Origin of the sequence: Haploplasma axanthum (genome assembly GCF_900660745.1) — a bacterium.
GTDB lineage: Bacteria > Bacillota_I > Bacilli_A > Acholeplasmatales > Acholeplasmataceae > Haploplasma > Haploplasma axanthum.
This window is the reverse complement of sequence record NZ_LR215048.1, coordinates 1,474,835-1,492,452: the sequence shown is the minus strand read 5'-3', so window position 1 is coordinate 1,492,452 and position 17,618 is coordinate 1,474,835. Positions and strand designations below refer to the sequence as shown.

Annotated in this window: 15 protein-coding genes and 1 riboswitch; of the genes, 13 read left to right on the top strand and 2 right to left on the bottom strand. The window is 27.6% G+C overall.

The genetic code is table 11. The annotated features are described in order from the left end of the window. The first annotated feature begins 9 nt into the window (after positions 1-9). Genes EXC62_RS07060 through EXC62_RS07045 form a run of 4 tightly spaced genes read left to right on the top strand, consistent with a single transcriptional unit; the run spans position 10 to position 5,685 of the window. Positions 10-1,848, top strand: a complete 1,839-nt coding sequence (locus tag EXC62_RS07060) for an ABC transporter ATP-binding protein (protein ID WP_052589633.1) — start codon at positions 10-12, stop codon at positions 1,846-1,848. After that, positions 1,835-3,673 (top strand): ABC transporter ATP-binding protein, encoded by a 1,839-nt coding sequence (locus tag EXC62_RS07055; RefSeq protein WP_026389962.1) that lies wholly within the window; start codon positions 1,835-1,837, stop codon positions 3,671-3,673. Before EXC62_RS07060 ends, EXC62_RS07055 begins: the two co-directional genes overlap by 14 nt. A 46-nt stretch (positions 3,674-3,719) precedes the next feature. Then, positions 3,720-4,199 (top strand): PH domain-containing protein, encoded by a 480-nt coding sequence (locus EXC62_RS07050; protein ID WP_026389961.1) that lies wholly within the window; start codon positions 3,720-3,722, stop codon positions 4,197-4,199. Then, complete coding sequence (locus EXC62_RS07045; protein ID WP_026389960.1) at positions 4,192-5,685, top strand: PH domain-containing protein; 1,494 nt, start codon at positions 4,192-4,194, stop codon at positions 5,683-5,685. Before EXC62_RS07050 ends, EXC62_RS07045 begins: the two co-directional genes overlap by 8 nt. Positions 5,686-5,736: 51 nt before the next feature. On the opposite strand, the gene EXC62_RS07040 is transcribed toward EXC62_RS07045, so the two are convergent. Continuing rightward, positions 5,737-7,197, bottom strand: a complete 1,461-nt coding sequence (locus EXC62_RS07040) for a uracil-xanthine permease family protein (protein ID WP_026389959.1) — start codon at positions 7,195-7,197, stop codon at positions 5,737-5,739. Between the two features lie 212 nt (positions 7,198-7,409). Here EXC62_RS07040 and pyrR point away from each other — a divergent pair, with 212 nt between their 5' ends. From pyrR to EXC62_RS06995, 9 genes are all read left to right on the top strand, one after another. Next, positions 7,410-7,910 carry a bifunctional pyr operon transcriptional regulator/uracil phosphoribosyltransferase PyrR gene (gene pyrR / locus EXC62_RS07035; RefSeq protein WP_035375506.1) on the top strand — a complete coding sequence of 167 codons (501 nt, stop codon included), beginning with the start codon at positions 7,410-7,412 and terminating at the stop codon, positions 7,908-7,910. Positions 7,911-7,912: 2 nt separating this feature from the next. Continuing rightward, a complete protein-coding gene (locus EXC62_RS07030) occupies positions 7,913-8,698 on the top strand; it encodes an alpha/beta fold hydrolase (RefSeq protein WP_162140086.1) in 786 nt (261 codons plus the stop codon). Next, on the top strand, positions 8,695-10,158 hold the full coding sequence (locus EXC62_RS07025; protein WP_026389956.1) for an FGGY-family carbohydrate kinase: 1,464 nt from the start codon (positions 8,695-8,697) through the stop codon (positions 10,156-10,158). Before EXC62_RS07030 ends, EXC62_RS07025 begins: the two co-directional genes overlap by 4 nt. Before the next feature lie 10 nt (positions 10,159-10,168). Beyond that, positions 10,169-10,876 carry an NAD-dependent protein deacylase gene (locus EXC62_RS07020; RefSeq protein ID WP_026389955.1) on the top strand — a complete coding sequence of 236 codons (708 nt, stop codon included), beginning with the start codon at positions 10,169-10,171 and terminating at the stop codon, positions 10,874-10,876. Positions 10,877-10,886: 10 nt separating this feature from the next. Further along, a complete protein-coding gene (locus EXC62_RS07015) occupies positions 10,887-11,744 on the top strand; it encodes a DUF3137 domain-containing protein (protein WP_026389954.1) in 858 nt (285 codons plus the stop codon). A gap of 23 nt (positions 11,745-11,767) precedes the next feature. Then, positions 11,768-12,094 (top strand): PadR family transcriptional regulator, encoded by a 327-nt coding sequence (locus tag EXC62_RS07010; protein WP_026389953.1) that lies wholly within the window; start codon positions 11,768-11,770, stop codon positions 12,092-12,094. 1 nt (position 12,095) lies between these two features. Next, on the top strand, positions 12,096-13,034 hold the full coding sequence (locus tag EXC62_RS07005) for a hypothetical protein (protein WP_026389952.1): 939 nt from the start codon (positions 12,096-12,098) through the stop codon (positions 13,032-13,034). A 725-nt stretch (positions 13,035-13,759) separates the two neighbouring features. Continuing rightward, a complete protein-coding gene (locus EXC62_RS07000) occupies positions 13,760-14,968 on the top strand; it encodes a hypothetical protein (RefSeq protein WP_026389951.1) in 1,209 nt (402 codons plus the stop codon). Positions 14,969-14,979: 11 nt separating this feature from the next. Then, positions 14,980-15,513 (top strand): hypothetical protein, encoded by a 534-nt coding sequence (locus EXC62_RS06995; RefSeq protein ID WP_026389950.1) that lies wholly within the window; start codon positions 14,980-14,982, stop codon positions 15,511-15,513. 291 nt (positions 15,514-15,804) lie between these two features. Here EXC62_RS06995 and gpmI read toward each other — a convergent pair whose 3' ends face one another. Further along, positions 15,805-17,337: a 2,3-bisphosphoglycerate-independent phosphoglycerate mutase gene (gene gpmI / locus EXC62_RS06990; protein WP_026389949.1), complete on the bottom strand. Its 1,533-nt coding sequence runs from the start codon at positions 17,335-17,337 to the stop codon at positions 15,805-15,807. A gap of 141 nt (positions 17,338-17,478) precedes the next feature. Further along, positions 17,479-17,595, top strand: a riboswitch (FMN riboswitch). Positions 17,596-17,618 lie beyond the last annotated feature (23 nt).

Here is a 17,618-nt window from a genome sequence, read left to right as displayed (position 1 = left end):
GAGGATTTTATGCAGCGTTTTAAAGAATTATTTAAGTTAGTTAAGGGGAATTGGGGGTTGTTCATATTTGTAGTTATTTTGGCGATATTTCATCGTTTAACTTACTCATATGTACCACTATTTAGTGAATTATTACTACAAAAATTAGAATTAAAGTTAAAGCCAAGTGCTGATCTTAATATTGTGAATTTACCAAACTTTATTTTAGATTTTGTTGATAAAAATACTGAAATAATTAATGTAGTAATTAGTATTATAATTATGATGTTGGTGTGGCAATTTGTACGTTATTTGACCTTATATTTCGAATCAAGAGCAAAAGGATTATTAAGCGAGAATGTTGCTAAAAAATCAAGAGTAAACTCATATGATCATATCCAAAATTTAAGTTATGAATATCATAACAATGCTGATTCAGGAGATTTAATTCAAAGAGTAACATCAGACATTGATACAACAACAAGTTTTGTTTCTTACCGTATTATGGATGCTATTGGACTTGTTGCATCACTTGTTTCAGGTGCATTTCAAATGTATTATGTTAATGAAACTATCATGTGGATATCTCTAGCAGTTATTCCAATTACAGCACTATCATCAATCATTTATTTTACAAAGATTGATAAACTATTCACTGATGTTGAAGAGAAAGAATCAAAATTAATGGTTGTTATTCAAGAAAATGTTTCAGCATCCAGAGTAGTAAGAGCATTTGCTAATGAAAAATACGAAATTGAAAAACTAGAAACAAAAAATAAAGAATATCGTGAATCTGAGATAAAAGCAAGTAGAGTGGTTGCCATATATTGGGGATTTATGGACTTTTTAATGATGGTACAATTTTTAGTTGTTTTATTGTTTGGAATTCATTTTTCTAGACAAGGAACAATGTCAGTATCATCAATATCAAGTGCATTAATGTTGGCAGGGATGCTTATTTGGCCAGTTAGAGGTTTAGGTAGAATTATTAATGATTTTGGTAAATCACTAGTTGCTGCAGGCAGACTTTCAGCAATTATGAATGAAAAAAGTGAGTATGAAAATGATGGAGTGTTAAATCCTGAAATTCATGGACATATTGTTTTTAAAGATGTAAATTTTAAATTTAACAATACCGATAAATACTTACTAGAAAATATTAGTTTTGAAATTCTTCCAGGTGAGACTGTAGCAATAATTGGTAAAACTGGAAGTGGAAAAACAACAATCGTTAACCTATTACTAAAAATGTATGATTATGAAGGTTCAATAACAATTGATGGTGTTGAATTAAGAGAAATAAAGAAACGATATCTAAGAAGTAATATAGGAACAGTATTACAAGATCCATTCTTGTATAGTAAAACAGTATATGAAAATATTGCTATTGCTAATCCAAATGCAAGCAAAGAAAAAATCTTTGAAGCATCTAGAATTGCTGCTCTAGAAAAAGATATCAAGACTTTCCAAAATGGCTATGAAACAATTGTTGGTGAACAAGGCACTACATTATCAGGTGGACAAAAACAAAGAGTTGCAATTGCGAGAATTCTTGTAACTGATAAACCGATAATCATTTTTGATGATGCACTAAGTGCATTAGATAATAAAACAGATTTAGATATTAGAAAAGCATTGAAAGAAACAAAAAATGAACAAACTAATATTATCATTACTCATAGAATGACAACAGCAAAAGAAGCTGATAAAATAATTGTCATTAATAATGGAACAATTGAAAATATTGGTACACATAAAGAATTAAGTAAAAAAGCAGGATTATATAGTAATTTATGGAAAATTCAAGGAAAACTTGAAGAAGAATTTTTAAGCATGTTAAAGGACGGTGAAAAAAATGCAGAATTATAAAGAAGATGATTCCGTTAAAAAAATATCATTTAGTGTTTGGAAAAGACTATTGATGATAATTAAAGATTTAAAAGGTAAGATAATAGTTTTAATATTATTTGCAGTTACTTTAGCTGGACTTGAAACAGTAATAAATGTTATTAATAAATATGCTATTGATAAGTTTGTTGAAAACCAAGATTTTACAACATTAACACCTTTTATTATATTAAATGTTTTAATAGCAATTGCATTTGGTTTACTTGTTTGGGCGTTTATCAAACAGGGAAGTATTATTGAAGCCCATGTTAATTATAATCTTCGTAGAGAAGCGTTTGAAAATCTTCAACGTTTATCATTCTCATACTTTGATGTTACTCCGCAAGGATGGATCATGGCGAGAATGACATCAGACTCAAGAAGATTAGCAAATATTATTTCATGGACATTATTAGATTTCTTTTGGTCAGCATTATTTATGATTTTTACACTTGTTGTGCTATTTACATATTCATGGAAATTAGGATTAATTGTTTTTGCATCAGTACCAATTATGTTTTTAATCGCATTTCTTTTCAGAAAAAGTATTTTGAATAGCCATCGTGAGTCTAGAAAACATAATTCACAGGCTACAGCCAAATATAGTGAAGCTTTTTTAGGAGCAAAAACAACAAAAAGTTTGGTTATTGAAGATCAAAACTTATTTGAATTTGAGCAAGTAACTAATGATTTAAAAAGATCAAGTATTAGAGCAATTTCAATATCAGCAATTTTTTCATCGGTATTGTTATTCGCAACTTATATAACACTTGCAATTGTTATGTATCAAGGTAGTATTGATGTTTTAGATAATCTTAATACAACATTTACACTTGGAACAATGTTTTTATTTATTAGAGCAACAACAAGTTTCTTTGATCCAATCATGATGTTAACATCAATTTTAACAAACGTACAACAAGCACAAGCTTCAGCAGAACGTATTGTTGAATTAATTGAAACAAAACCTCAAATTATTGATAAAGAAGAAGTTATCCAAAAATATGGCGACATTCTAGATGATAAAAAAGAGCAATTTGAACCAATTGATGGAAATGTTGAGTACAAAGATATCACTTTTTATTACAAAGATGATGAAAAAATTCTTGATAACTTTAATTTGAAAATTAAAGCTGGAAGTAGCGTTGCATTAGTTGGACATACTGGATCAGGGAAAACAACTTTAGTAAATTTATTATCAAGATTTTATGAGCCAGTTTCAGGAGAAGTTTTAATTGATGGTATTGATTACCGTGAAAGAAGTATTCATTGGTTACATTCACAATTAGGTTATGTATTACAGTCACCACATCTGTTTAGTACAACTGTGAAAGATAATATAAAATATGGTAAATTAAATGCTACAGATGAAGAAATGATTAATGCAGCAAAAGTTGTTGGAGCACATGAATTTATTATGAATTTGGATAAAGGCTATGATACTGAAGTTGGTGAAGGGGGTAATTTATTATCTCTTGGACAAAAACAATTGATTTCGTTTGCAAGAGCAATTATTGCAAATCCTAGAATTCTTATTCTAGATGAAGCAACCTCATCAATCGATTCAGAAGCAGAAAGAGTATTACAAGATGCAACTAAAAAACTATTAAAAGGAAGAACAAGTATTATTGTTGCTCATAGACTTTCCACAATTGTAGATAGTGATTTGATTGTAATGCTTGAAATGGGTAAAATTTTAGAAATAGGTACGCATCAAGAATTATTAAACAAACGAGGAGCATATTTTGAGTTATATAAAAATCAATTTATGCAAGAAAAAGAAAACAGTTTAATAGAAAATGTTTAGATACTAGATACATATGCTATAATTAAATAAAAAAGTGGGGAAAAATATGAAGCTAGATAAAAGAATTAATATATATAATATTATTTTTAGAACAATTTTTTGTGTATTTGTTTATGGAGGATATATTGCTTTATTTACGATAAGGTTTAATAATCAAACTATACGAATGATTTGCTTAATATTAGCAACTTTATTTGTAGTAATGATTGCAATTATCAATTTTGTAATACCATTCTTTATATACAAGATGTATAGTTATGAATTAACTGAGGATCATATTGTTATTCAAAAAGGTGTTCTCTTTAGAAAAAAAATTATTGTTCCAATTAAAAGAATACAACATTTAGAAAAGTTACAAGGACCAATTCAAAACTTATTTAATCAATCATCTATTCAATTCTTTACTGCTGGATCTGTTGAAGTTTTAAATGGATTAAATGTAGATATTGCTGATAGTATTATTTTAGATGTTGAAAAAAAATTAAAACCATTCCTTGAAAATGATGAGGAAAATAAAAATGAATAACAATAAATACCATATAGCTAAAAAAAGTTATATAAGTGTTATTGTAACAGGAATTCTATCAATCGCGATTTCTATATTTGGTCTAATAGTTATTGTTTTTGGAGATGAAAATGAAAAATTAGTTATTACAAGTGGACTTCCACTAACATTAATAATTATTGGTGGAGTAGTATTATTAATTCTTTTCCTAATTATATCTTGGATATTAGTTAATAAACATGTTTTTTATGATAATAATGATAATTTTATTATTGAAAAAGGTTGGTTATTTAAAAGAAAAATAGCTATTCCTTATGATAAAATTCACTCAATTGGATTAAAAAGAAATATTATTGATTTAATGCTTGGCACTACAAAAGTTGAATTTGATACTGGAACTACTGTTGCTACTGGAAGTGAAGGGAGACTACCGCTAGATAAAGATTATGCGCTTGTTTTAAAAGAATTTTTAGAAAAAAAGAAGGATAATCCTAATTTAGTATTGCCATCCCCAATTGATAAATTTGAAACTATAAATAGTGAAAAAGAAGTCTTTTATAGAGCAACTAATAAAAATCTATTAAAAATGGGTATCCTAAGACAGCCATATTTAATAACAGTTATGATTATGATTTTCTATTTTTTAATAATTATGTATCCAATAATCATTTCTGATAAAAGTAACGATTCAACAACAGTGTTTGGTTTACTAATAGCTATGATTGTTGCAATTATTGTTTTAACAATATTCTTTGCAGTATATAGTTTAATCGTTTATTATCGTTATGAATTAAATATTGATGGTGATAGTTTGGAATATCAATATGGATTAATTAGTAAAACAAATTATAAAATTAATAAAAAACGCATTAATGCAGTTCATTTAAAACAATCTTTCTTATATCGATTATTTAAAAAATATTCACTAGAAGTTTCAGTTTTAGGAATTGGTGATGCAAGAGACAACAATGATAATAAAAGTTCTACTGAAAGTAAATACTTAATGCCGTATGCAAATTTAGAAGAAGTAACATCCATACTTAAATATTTGGGCTATGAAGAAGTATTAGATAATGAATTTATTAAACCTAAGAAATATCGATTGTTAAATTATGTTGTTATTCCAGGTATATTCATATCATTATTGCACTTTTTACCATTAATATTTTTACTAGATAAGATTGCAATTGTTTATTTACCAACAGTAATTACTGGAATAATAAGTTATTTCTTTTGTATCACACTTTTATTTTTAAGACTTAAGAATAAGGGTTATAACATAAAGAATAAGTTTATAAGTAGAACAGGTGCCTTATCAATTAAAACAACGATTATTAATAAAAGCAAAATTCAAAGTCTAAATTTTTATCAATCCCCTATATATTTAATAGAACGCTTAGGAATTATAAATGTTAAATATAAGGAACTCTTTGGAACAATAAGACTTCAAGGTTATGAAATTGAAGAGTTTGAAAAACTTAAAAAAGATATATTTGATTTTAAATAAGATAACTAAAAAAAGGGTTCAACTTTAATGAACCCTTTTTTGTATTTTAGATTATTTATCGAATTTCTTTGATAATGAATTAAGAACTATGTTTAATAATATACCACCAAAAGCGGCAACTCCAATACCAGGTAAAATAAATGAATCAGTTACTTTAATATAGTCAACACCTAATCCAACTATTCCAATAAAAGCCATAACTGCAACAACTTTTGGATCGAATATGTTTATTTGTTTTTCAATCATTAATGCAATTCCTTGAACAGCAATCGCTCCAAATAAATATAAACTTACACCTTGGATAACTGGTTGAGTAAGTAATTCACTTATATTAAGGTTGCCTGATATATCTAATAGGATACCTACAATGATTGCTATTATTCCAGTAATTCCAAATACATAAGATGAGAAGTTTTTAGTTACTGCTGATGCACTAACGTTCTCACCATAGTTTGTTCCAGCAGGACCACCACAAATAACAGCAACTATATCACCAATACCATCACCAATTAAGTTAGTGTCAAGCTCATCTTTAATATTGTAACGTTTTTCTGAACCCATTTGCTCTGCAAGTGAATTAACGTATAAATCAACTTGATTAACATGTGCTGCTGATTCAGGAATTGTAGCAAATGCAATTGGGAAAATTGCTAGAATTGCTGTTAGAATAATACTTGGATTTTCAAATGCAGCAGGAAGAGTGTTCCAAGGCATGTGATCTAGTATTCCGATTTGACCAGATGAAATAGAAGTTATATATGTTCCGATAGCTTGGAAGTAATTTCCTCCAATTGTAACAGGCACATATAGTAAATAAGAGAATAAAACTCCAACTCCAATTCCAATTAAAATTGGTATTTGACTAATAAATCCTTTTTTTAATATTACTGTTAATACAGCAATTGTAACAAATGTTATGATAGCAACTAAAACACTTAACCAATCAACATTTCCTTGTCCAGTTACAATTTCAACTACTTGACCATTACTATTTGTAAATGTTTCTGTAATATTTGGCATATTTAGAATACCACTTAATGTATTCCCAGCAAGTGATAAACCAATAATCATAGCAATCATTCCAGTAATATGTCCAGGTAGTATTTGATCAATTTTTTCAGTTCCAAATTTCTTTATTAATAATCCAGCTCCTATAGACATTAATCCTGAAATGATTGAGGCAATCATAATTGCACCAAATACTGAATCAGAACTTATATTTGCAAATTTGGTTGTTATAATTCCAACTGCAGGAATATAAGAGAAACTAGAACCATAATAAAGAGGAATTTTACCCTTAGTTACAAATAAGAAGGATAAAGTGGCAATCCCCGAGGCAAAGACTGCGGCTGGAATACTATAAATCTCCAAACCTTGACTGTTCATAATGATTGCCGCTAGTACAGTAGCAGGAAGCATTACTAAAAACTGTTGTAAAGCAAAGACAAATGCTTTACCTTTTGTTGGTTTTTCATCTGGTAAATAACCAACTTTTTCGTTTAGTTGTTGCATAATACAAATCTCCTTTTTTAGATTTTTGTATAATTCCTTTTAAGAAAAAAAGGCACACAAAAGGCGCCTTCAAATATTATAATCGGTTTTCTTACCTTATAACATTCACGGATGTTACTTAAAGGACCTATACTAGTAAAGATTATATCATAAGTTTTAGAATAAACAACCCCTTTTTTGTAAAAAATTGGTATAATATAAATGGTGGTAAAATGAAAGAAATATTAAATGAAGATCAAATTAGCCGTACACTTCGTCGGTTAACACATGAAATTATTGAAAGAAACAACGATTTATCAAATTTAATAATTGTTGGTGTTGAAAAAAAAGGACTTCCAATTGCGAGAATACTTCAAGAAAATTTGAAAAAATTTGCAGATATTGATGTTCCACTTTTTTCATTGGACATTACTAATTATCGTGATGATTTAAAAAATGAAAGCGGAAAAACTAATAATTTTAATGTTGATAAAAAAGACGTTATCTTGGTGGATGATGTCTTATATACAGGAAGAACAGCTAGAGCAGCTATGGATGCTTTAATTGATTTAGGTAGATTTAACAAACTTCAATTAGCAGTTTTAGTAGACCGTGGACATCGTGAGTTACCAATTAGAGCTGACTATGTAGGTAAAAACCTACCAACAAGTAGACATGAAAAACTTTTACTTAGTTTTGATGAGTTTAAACTATATATAATAGAAGAGGAATAACTATGATAATCAATGATATATTTATTAATGTTAACGAGTTTGTACCAAATGATAATGTTAAAGATGTAACGATTATAATTACACATGGAATTGCTGAGTATTCAAAGTATTATGAATATGCCGCAAAATTCTTTCAAAATAAGGGTTTTAATGTTTTAACATATGACCTAAGAGGACATGGTAAAAGTTTTGGTAAACGTGGCTATGTTGATTCATACAAAGATTTTTTAAGTGATTTGAATGAACTTATTTTATATGCTAAGAAGAAAACTAAAAAAGTTTTTTTAGTCGGACATAGTTTAGGTGGAGTTATAACAAATACGTATGCAGCAAAGTATGGTAATGTTGATGGTGTAATTATTTCGGCTGCTCCAAGTGATTTTTATAAGAGTTTAAGAAAGATTAGATTTTTACCTTATAATTTGCTAATGAAAAATAAAAAGATTTTTACAAATTTTTATGATAAGCGTCTAACTACTGTTAATAACTATGAAAAAGATATTTTAGATTTAGATTATTATTATCTTAAATTACCGGCTGAAGTAATGATTAGAGGAATGAGAGTTTTAAAGAAAAATTTTAAAAACTATCGTGTTCCGTTATTAGTAATACATAGTAAAAAAGATCCAATTGTTTCATATGATAACAGCCAAAATACATATAATAAAGCAGCAACAAAAGATAAAGAAATTATTCTATATGAAAACTCATATCATAACCTGTTTAATGACATTGAAAAAGATCTTATTTTAAACGATATCTTAAATTGGGTTAATAAAAGAATATGAAAGATTATATAATAGCCATTGATCAAGGAACAACGTCATCAAAAATACTATTGATTAATAAAAAAAATGAAATTGTTGATAAAGATTATATTGAAATAGGTAAACAAGAATTACCTGGTGGAGAAATACTTCAAAACCCAATTGAAATCTTGTTATCTGTTCAAGAATTATTAAACAGGTTATTTGAAAGAAATAACCTTGATCCTAAAAGAATTGATTCGATTGCAATTACAAACCAAAGAGAATCGACAATAATCTGGAATAAGAAAACTGGAAAACCAGTTTACGATGTAATCTCGTGGCAAGCATATAATACAAATTATTTAACTAAAGAATGGGTTAAAAAGGGATATGAAAGAAAAGTTTTTGATAAAACAGGGTTGTTAATTAATCCATATTTTAGTGCATCTAAAATTAAACATATTTTAAATAATACTAATGAAAATATTGAAGACTTATTATTTGGAACAATTGATACTTTCTTATTGTGGAACTTATCTGTTGAAAAAAACCATAAAACAGATATTTCAAATGCATCAAGAACCATGTTATTTAATATCCATGATAATAAATGGGATAAAGAATTATTAGAAGACTTTGAAATTCCAGAAGCAATTCTACCTACTGTTTCAAATAATAATGATTTATTTGGTCATTATGAATATCAAGGTGTTAAAATTCCTATTCAAGCAATGATAGGCGATCAACAATCAGCACTATTTGGGCATTTATGTGTTGATAATGGAGATGTAAAAGTTACATATGGAACTGGTTGTTTCATACTAACGAATATAGGGGATAGACCGTGTCAATCAAAAAGTGGGTTATTAACGACTGTTGCATGGAAACTTGATGAAAAGGTTATTTATGCTCTTGAAGGTTCGGTCTTCATGGGAGGATCGGCAGTTAGATGGATGAGAGACAAATTAAACTTAGTTAACAATGTTGATGATTCAGAATTAATGGCATATGGATCAAAAAATGATAATGTTTATGTTGTTCCTGCATTTGTTGGACTTGGAGCTCCATATTGGGATAATGATATAAAAGCTTCAATATTAGGATTAGAGGCGAATACTACAAAAGCTGATATCATGAAAGCAACATTAAATAGTATTGCATATCAAGTAACTGATATTTTAGAAATAATTAAGAAAGAAACAAACACAAGTATAAAATCAATTGCAGTTGATGGTGGAGCATCAAATAATAATTATTTAATGCAATTTCAATCAGATTTAATAAATGTTAAATTATTACAAAACACAGAATCTGAAATTACGGGTTTAGGATCAGCATTTATTAGTGGACTTAAAACAGGCTTTTTTGAAAGCATTAATGAGATTAGAAAGAATCAAAAAATAAAAAAGATTTTTATTCCAACAAGCAATCAAAAAAGAGTTGTAGATTTATATGAACGATGGAAACTAGCAGTCAAGGCAACACAACTCTTCAAATAAGGGTGAAACTATGGAAATAGAAGAATTAAAAAATTTAATTGATAAAAGTAGAAAAATCGTTTTTTTTGGTGGGGCAGGTGTCTCAACAGAAAGTGGATTGAAAGACTTTCGTGGAAATAAGGGATTATATAGTGAAAGTTTTTATGATTATAAACCAGAAGAAGTTTTAAGTAGTACATTCTTATATAATAATCCGAAAGTTTTTTATGAATACTATAGGAAAAATTTCATTACTAAAGGTATAAAACCAAATGATGCTCATTATTATCTTGCTGAATTAGAGAAAAAAGGAAAAGATATTACAATTATTACTCAAAATATTGATGGCTTACACCAACTTGCAGGCTCTAAAAATGTTATTGAATTACACGGTTCTATATATCGTAATTACACAGTTAATACTAAAAGAAACTTTGAAGGTATTGATCATATATTAAAAGCAGAAGGTATTCCATATGATGAAAACGGGGAAATGATTCGACCAGATGTAACATTATATGGAGAAATGTTGAATCAAGAAGTTCTTAATAAGGCAATTAAAGCATTAAGAAATGCAGACTTACTAATTGTTGGTGGAACTTCTCTAACAGTTTACCCAGCAGCAAACTTAATTAATTACTATAGTGGAGAAGAAATGATTGCTATTAACAGGGATTATATTCCAATTAGAAATTTTATAAAAGGTAATATAGGTGAAATATTTAAACAACTTAGATAGGAGAATAAAGATGGGTTTCAAAGTAATAAAAAGAAAAAAATTGAAGTATGAAATAAGTATGATTTTTTTAGGAGTTCTTTGGGTTATTGCACTTATAATTGGTTTGGTTTTAGGTGTTGGAGCCGCAGTTAAACTTGAAGATGGTGAATTCTTACAATTAGTTGTTATACCACCTGCATTTGTTTCTGGAATTATGTATGTAGTTTATAGAAAATTTAAAAAGAATAGCTTGAAATTCAAAAAAATATTTGTTGTTAATGAACTTCAAAAAATCATTCCAAATATAACGTATGAACCAGAATTAGGTTTGACAAGAAACGAAGTTTATAAAACAAATTTAATAACTCCTAGAGTAGGGTTTGAATCTGAGGACTTGTTAAAAGGAAAAATAAATAATTTGAATTTTGTAAGTTCGGATTTATTTATATCAGAAAAACAAAGAAGTAAAAAAGAGCGTGCGGGTAAAGTATCATTTATGGGTCAATTCTTTATTATTGATTTAGAAAAAACTATTGAAGAACCAGTGTATGTTTTGTCTAAAAATAATCAATATTACAAGAAAGAAAATAATTATCAAAAGGTTGAATTAGAGTGGATTAAATTTAATCAACAGTTTATCGTATATTCAAGTAAAGATAATCACGCATTTTATATGCTTACGCCTCGCTTTATGGAAAGATTATCAAAAGCAAACGAAAGAGAAAGAAAAACTTCTTTTGCCTTTTTTGATGATAAACTATATGTAGCAATTCACACAAATATTGATACATTTGATTTAAGACTTTTTAAACCAATTAATAAAGCTTTTTTAGAAGAAATAAGAGAACAAATATTTTTTGTTAAAGAAATAATTAAAACATTGAATTAAAATGGAACAAGGTGGTGATAGTAATGGATACAGTTTTGGAAAATTTAATATTAGAGTTAAATCGTGGAACTCAGGTTTTAACGGTTTTAAATATTTTGAGAGATGAACAATATGGATATGCATTGTTACAAAAACTTAATGATAATGATATAAGTATTGAAGCTGGAACTCTATATCCATTGTTAAGAAGGCTTGAGAAACAAAATCTATTAGTTAGTAGTTGGGATAAACTTGAACCAAGACCAAGAAAATATTACAAAATAAGTAATTATGGAGAAGAAGTTCTTAAGAAATTAAAAACTGAATGGTCAAAAATAGTTAAGAGTATGATGAACGTATTGGAGGTCTAATATGAACTTAATAGATAAGTATGTTTATAACGTAATAAAAGATTTACCTGAGAAACAAAGAAGTGAAGTGTCAGAAGAATTAACAGCAAACATCTATGATATGTTAGCAGGGGATGAATCTGATGCTAATATTGAAAAGGTTATTTTAGAACTTGGAAATCCAAAAGAGATAGCCCTAAGTTATTCTGATAAGGAAAAGTATGTGGTTGGTCCTAAAGACTATGCTCAATATTTGCTAGTTCTTAGAACGGCATTAATTATTGCAAGTATTTTATTTTTCTTTTTTGGAGCAATTATTATTCTTGAAAAAACCGTAAATAGAGATGTTGTAAATCGTGTATTTAGTGTTTTATTAGGAGGTCTTACAGCTGGTGTTATTGGATTAATATTATCATATGCAACTGTTACTTTTGTTTTTCAAATAATTAGTTTAAGTAAAGTTAATTTAAAAAAGAAACCATGGAATATCCAAATGTTGGAAGAAGTTCCAAAAGAAAAGAAATATTTAATATCAAAAAAGAAAACAATAATTGAAATGACAATCTCATTAATCATTGGTTTTCTTGGAGTTTTTATATTAACGTTTTATAATAATTTTTATTTTTTTGGAATTGAAATTGTTTTAAATAAAACAATAACAAGTATCTATATACCATTATTCTTTTTAAGTATAATTCTTTTAATAACTAAAACAACTATTAAAATGAAAGTTAATAAAATAAGCTATAAGACAACAATATACGATACGATTTATAGTTTGATTACAGGTGTATTAATAATAACTTTTATGCTTCAAGAAAAACTATTTGTTGATGAAGTATATGATAAATTTGATATGAAAACTTATCAAATAACAATGATAGTTTTATCAACTGTTTTAGGAATCTTCATACTAACAAAACTAGCAATTAAGTGGTATCGAACAGTTAAAAGTAATTAATTAATATTTACTTTAATGTAATCTCTAGAAATAGAGATTTTCTTATTATAGTACTCGATAATACAAAAATGTGATAAAAAATTCATAAAAAGATGAATACTAAACTAAGTTGTTATATATAACAGTTGGTTTTATGATAAATATCAAGTGACATAAAAGACAAGTTTTTAATAGTAAGATGATTAATGATCATTAAAGTTTATTAGTAGTAAAGTGAGTGAAAGGTTCTAAATTACCTTAAAATTTCTATAGTAAAAATAAGATACTTAACCGGTACCTCTAAGTAAATAATATAACAGAGAGAATAATTCTATATTTAGTTTCCTAGATAGAAAAAATATTTGCCTTAATAAAATAAACCATAGTCTAAAATCAAGAAGATAATTTTATATAATAAATTTGGTATAAAATTTTCAAAATAGATGTGAACGAATTTTATTAAATGTTTTTATATTATTATTGGTCTTAAAAGTTTGGTGGTAAATACATAGTTAATAATCTGTATAAATCAAATCATTTAAGAAAATTAGAAAGTATCATCAAGATTTCCGGAAAAACTTAAATACAAATAGATTGAAATAATACTATAAACATGATAAGATTAAAATATATTGTATATTTCAACTATTTTCTGATAAAAATAGTTGAAATATGATTAGACTTATTTTTTTATTAGTAAGGTATAATAGATTTAGAGTATCTATGAGATATAAAGGGGAGAAATTATGAAAAAAACAAGAAATACTATAACAGCATTTATTTTGATTTTCACTACACTTATTTATTCTGTTTTTGGGCAATTTAGAGTTGTAGTGTATGATGAACCACACGAGAAAGATGATTGGATTTCTGAGGAAAAGATAATTTTTAATGCAATTGAATTATCAAATTATTGGACAGATGAATACATTGATGTTGATTTAAAAGATTCAATTAAAAATGAATTTTCCCTAACAAATGCACATCAAGTGAAAGCACAACAAGAAATATCTGATATTGCACTTTACGAAACAAGCATTAAAATATACAATGATTTAGGTGAAGAAGATAAAGTTATATTTAAAGAATTAGCAAGTAGCAACAAAGAGATTGGTGAGTTATTTAGTTTGATTACAGGGGAATATGAAAACTATGAGGATAGTAGTAATATTGCATTAATGACAATGACTAGATTAAGCACCATTCAAGAAACCACTAATATTCTTATTGCTGCAGGACTTTCAACGACAGCCGTTACAACAATTAAGGGTGCTTTCTCAGCAATGATAGCAGCAATCAAACTATTTTTAACACCTACTATAATAAAAGTTGCAATTGCAGTAGCTGCAATTTTAATAATAACTGCAGTTGTTGTATATAATTGGAAAATTATACAACCATTTTTTGCTGACATTGTTGATGTATTTGTTAGTTCAGCAGGCGCGATTGGAAACTCAATTAGAAACGTGTTTGACCAAATATTTTCAAAAGTAAATAGATTTACAGAAAAATTGATTATATCTTCAGCTATTATTGCATCACTTGCTATCCCACAATTATCCAATAGAGTATATTATATATCTTATTTAAGTGGTAACGATTTATTTATAAATTACGCATATGCATTAAACTATGCAGAAGCCTATACCGTTTTAGTTGAGGCTAAAATTATTAATGTTGTTTCAATAGCAAAATTTGCAGTTATAGCTCTTACTCAAAATTTAAAAAATTTTGCTATGAATTTAAGAAATAAAAATATAAATCAAAGACTAGCTGGAGTATATACGCGTAGGGAAATGGATGCAGCAAAACTTGCATATGCTTTAGGTGGATATTTTAATAATGGAAAAACAATGATAAATGAGATCCATGATTACAGATTAGGTAGTGGGTACTATAGACATTATCATGATCTTTCACATACAATTCATGTATGGTATGGTAATCCAGTTTAGGAGAAATAGTTATGACATATCAAGAAATATTAAGTTATATAAATGATAAAGGAAAAAAAGTCTTCAATAATAATTTAATAATGTTTAAAGATGCAAGTTATTATAACGATGAATTTAATTACAGATTACTTTTTTATCTTAATAATACCCATATTTCAATTGATATTGAGATGAGAAATCCACACGTCAATAGTATAATGATTTGGGGACTTGAAGAAGAAGTGGGCAAAATAAATAAAAAAAATATTGATCGAACTTTTTTGAGAATTGAAAATTTTCTAGACAGATGTTTATTTATTAAATATTATACTGAAAATGAATTAGATTTCGGCGAGTTTTATTTAGATTCTTTATATGAGTTTAACGAATCTGAAGTTAATGATTGGTTTAATAGTTATGAAAACGAAAATTTATGGCAGCATCTTAAAAATAAGAAGTATCAAAATGGTAAAGATAGAGTGAAAAAACTTGAAATAAGATATAAATATTTTGGAACTACAAAAATATATTTAAAACATGATGATAATCTTTTCCATCTTCAGTAGTTTTTAAGCACATTAGTTAGTCTGATGTGCTTTTTGCTACATAGTAAAACCTATTCGATAATTAAAAAACGCAAGTGTATAATAAAAAGAAACAAAAAAATAAACGTATTAAATAAATCGTTACTTATATATTTTAAATTTACAATAGATATTAAAAAACGTTATATACGTAGCGCGTTTTAAATTTAGAAGTTTATTAAACTAATTTTGATAAACTTTATTGATTTAAGCAAAAATTTATTTACACTTTTTTGTTAAAAAAAAGACGATTTTACTCGTCTTAATCAAATATTATTTTTTAGTAACTAAACTCTTACCAGTCATTTCTTTAGGTTGTTTAACACCTAGTAAATCTAACATAGTTGGAGCAACGTCACATAAAGCACCATTTCCAACAACATAATCAGTATCAGTTACAATTACTGGAACTAAATTTGTTGTATGAGCAGTTTGTGGCTCACCAGTAGAAGTTCTCATTTCCTCAGCATTACCATGATCTGCAAGAACAATAGCAACACCACCGATTGAAAGAATAGCATCAACAACATCTTTAGCACATTCATCAACGACTTCAACAGCTCTTGTTGTTGCTTCAACAGATCCAGTATGACCAACCATATCAGGATTTGCAAAATTTAAAATCATTGTATCGAAATTCTTTGATTTAATTGCTGCAACAGCTTTATCACGGATTTCATAAGCACCCATTTCAGGTTTTAAATCATATGTAGCAACTTTAGGTGATTCAATTAAAATTCTAGAAGCACCTTTTAATTCACGTTCTTTACCTCCGTCAAAGAAGAAAGTAACGTGTGCATATTTTTCAGTTTCAGCAATACGTAATTGATTTAAATTGTTATCAGCAATAACTTCACCATAAATGTTAGTTAACTGTTGAAGTGGGAATGCTAAACTACCTTTAACTGCTTCATTATAATGCATCATTGAAACAAATAAAATATTTTTTAATTCTTTAGTAATTTTAAATTCAGCTTTTCCATCAGTACGGAAGTTTTTAGTACCTTCAGGGTTAGAAATAGCAGTTGCAATTCTAATTGCTCTATCAGGTCTGAAGTTTGCAAAAATAACAGCATCGTTATCATTAATTAAGCCTTTTTTATTTACAACAAATGGAACAATAAATTCATCTGATAAACCTTGTTCATATGCTGCATTAATACCTTCTAATGGATCAGCAATAACTTCACCTTCACCTAAAACCATTGCATCATATGCTTTTTGAACACGATCCCAGTTATTATCACGGTCCATAGCATAATAACGACCTGAAACTGTTGCAACGTTAGCACCAGAATTAATTAAAGTTTTTAGATAGTTATGACCACCTTTTTGTGATGTGTCTCTACCATCCATGAATGCATGTAAGTAAGTTTTATTTCCTAAATCATGACTTTTAGCTAATCTAATAAGTGCATTAATATGATTTAAGTGTGAATGAACTCCACCATCACTAACAAGTCCTAGAATATGTAGTTTAGAATTATGTTTTTTAACGTGTTCAATAGCATCTAAAAAAGCCTTATTTTCAAAAAAACTACCATCTTTAATTGCTACATTAATTCTTGAAAGTGATTGATAAACCACTCTACCAGCACCTAAATTTAAGTGACCAACTTCACTGTTACCCATTTGACCATCAGGAAGACCAACATATTCACCACTAGCTTGTAGCGTGTTGTGTGGATATGTTTTTAGTAAATGTTCCATGAATGGTTTTTTAGCTAAACTTACTGAATTTGATGGGCTATCTGGAGCAAGACCATAACCGTCTAAAATAATTAAGCCGACAAATCGTTTGTTCATAAAAAAATCATCTCCTTGTTTTATCTTACATATATTATACTTGAACTTTACAGTATTTTATATACTGGCTTTTAATAAAACGTTTTCATTAAAGAAGATTTATTGAATAAATAATTAACATGTGATAATATATAAATGTAATTTAATCTTCGGGGCGGAGTGAAAGTCTCCACCGGCGGTATAGTCCGCGAACTTTTATTAGTTGATTCAGTGAAATTCTGAAACCGACAGTTATAGTCTGGATGGGAGAAGAGCGGTTTATTGTCGTTTTCTTTTTTGTC

Coding starts and splice junctions, on each gene's coding strand:
- EXC62_RS07060 (WP_052589633.1), top strand. CDS start 10: ATGCAGCGTTTTAAAGAATTATTTAAGTTAGTTAAGGGGAATTGGGGG.
- EXC62_RS07055 (WP_026389962.1), top strand. CDS start 1,835: ATGCAGAATTATAAAGAAGATGATTCCGTTAAAAAAATATCATTTAGT.
- EXC62_RS07050 (WP_026389961.1), top strand. CDS start 3,720: ATGAAGCTAGATAAAAGAATTAATATATATAATATTATTTTTAGAACA.
- EXC62_RS07045 (WP_026389960.1), top strand. CDS start 4,192: ATGAATAACAATAAATACCATATAGCTAAAAAAAGTTATATAAGTGTT.
- EXC62_RS07040 (WP_026389959.1), bottom strand. CDS start 7,197: ATGCAACAACTAAACGAAAAAGTTGGTTATTTACCAGATGAAAAACCA.
- pyrR (WP_035375506.1), top strand. CDS start 7,410: ATGAAAGAAATATTAAATGAAGATCAAATTAGCCGTACACTTCGTCGG.
- EXC62_RS07030 (WP_162140086.1), top strand. CDS start 7,913: ATGATAATCAATGATATATTTATTAATGTTAACGAGTTTGTACCAAAT.
- EXC62_RS07025 (WP_026389956.1), top strand. CDS start 8,695: ATGAAAGATTATATAATAGCCATTGATCAAGGAACAACGTCATCAAAA.
- EXC62_RS07020 (WP_026389955.1), top strand. CDS start 10,169: ATGGAAATAGAAGAATTAAAAAATTTAATTGATAAAAGTAGAAAAATC.
- EXC62_RS07015 (WP_026389954.1), top strand. CDS start 10,887: ATGGGTTTCAAAGTAATAAAAAGAAAAAAATTGAAGTATGAAATAAGT.
- EXC62_RS07010 (WP_026389953.1), top strand. CDS start 11,768: ATGGATACAGTTTTGGAAAATTTAATATTAGAGTTAAATCGTGGAACT.
- EXC62_RS07005 (WP_026389952.1), top strand. CDS start 12,096: ATGAACTTAATAGATAAGTATGTTTATAACGTAATAAAAGATTTACCT.
- EXC62_RS07000 (WP_026389951.1), top strand. CDS start 13,760: ATGAAAAAAACAAGAAATACTATAACAGCATTTATTTTGATTTTCACT.
- EXC62_RS06995 (WP_026389950.1), top strand. CDS start 14,980: ATGACATATCAAGAAATATTAAGTTATATAAATGATAAAGGAAAAAAA.
- gpmI (WP_026389949.1), bottom strand. CDS start 17,337: ATGAACAAACGATTTGTCGGCTTAATTATTTTAGACGGTTATGGTCTT.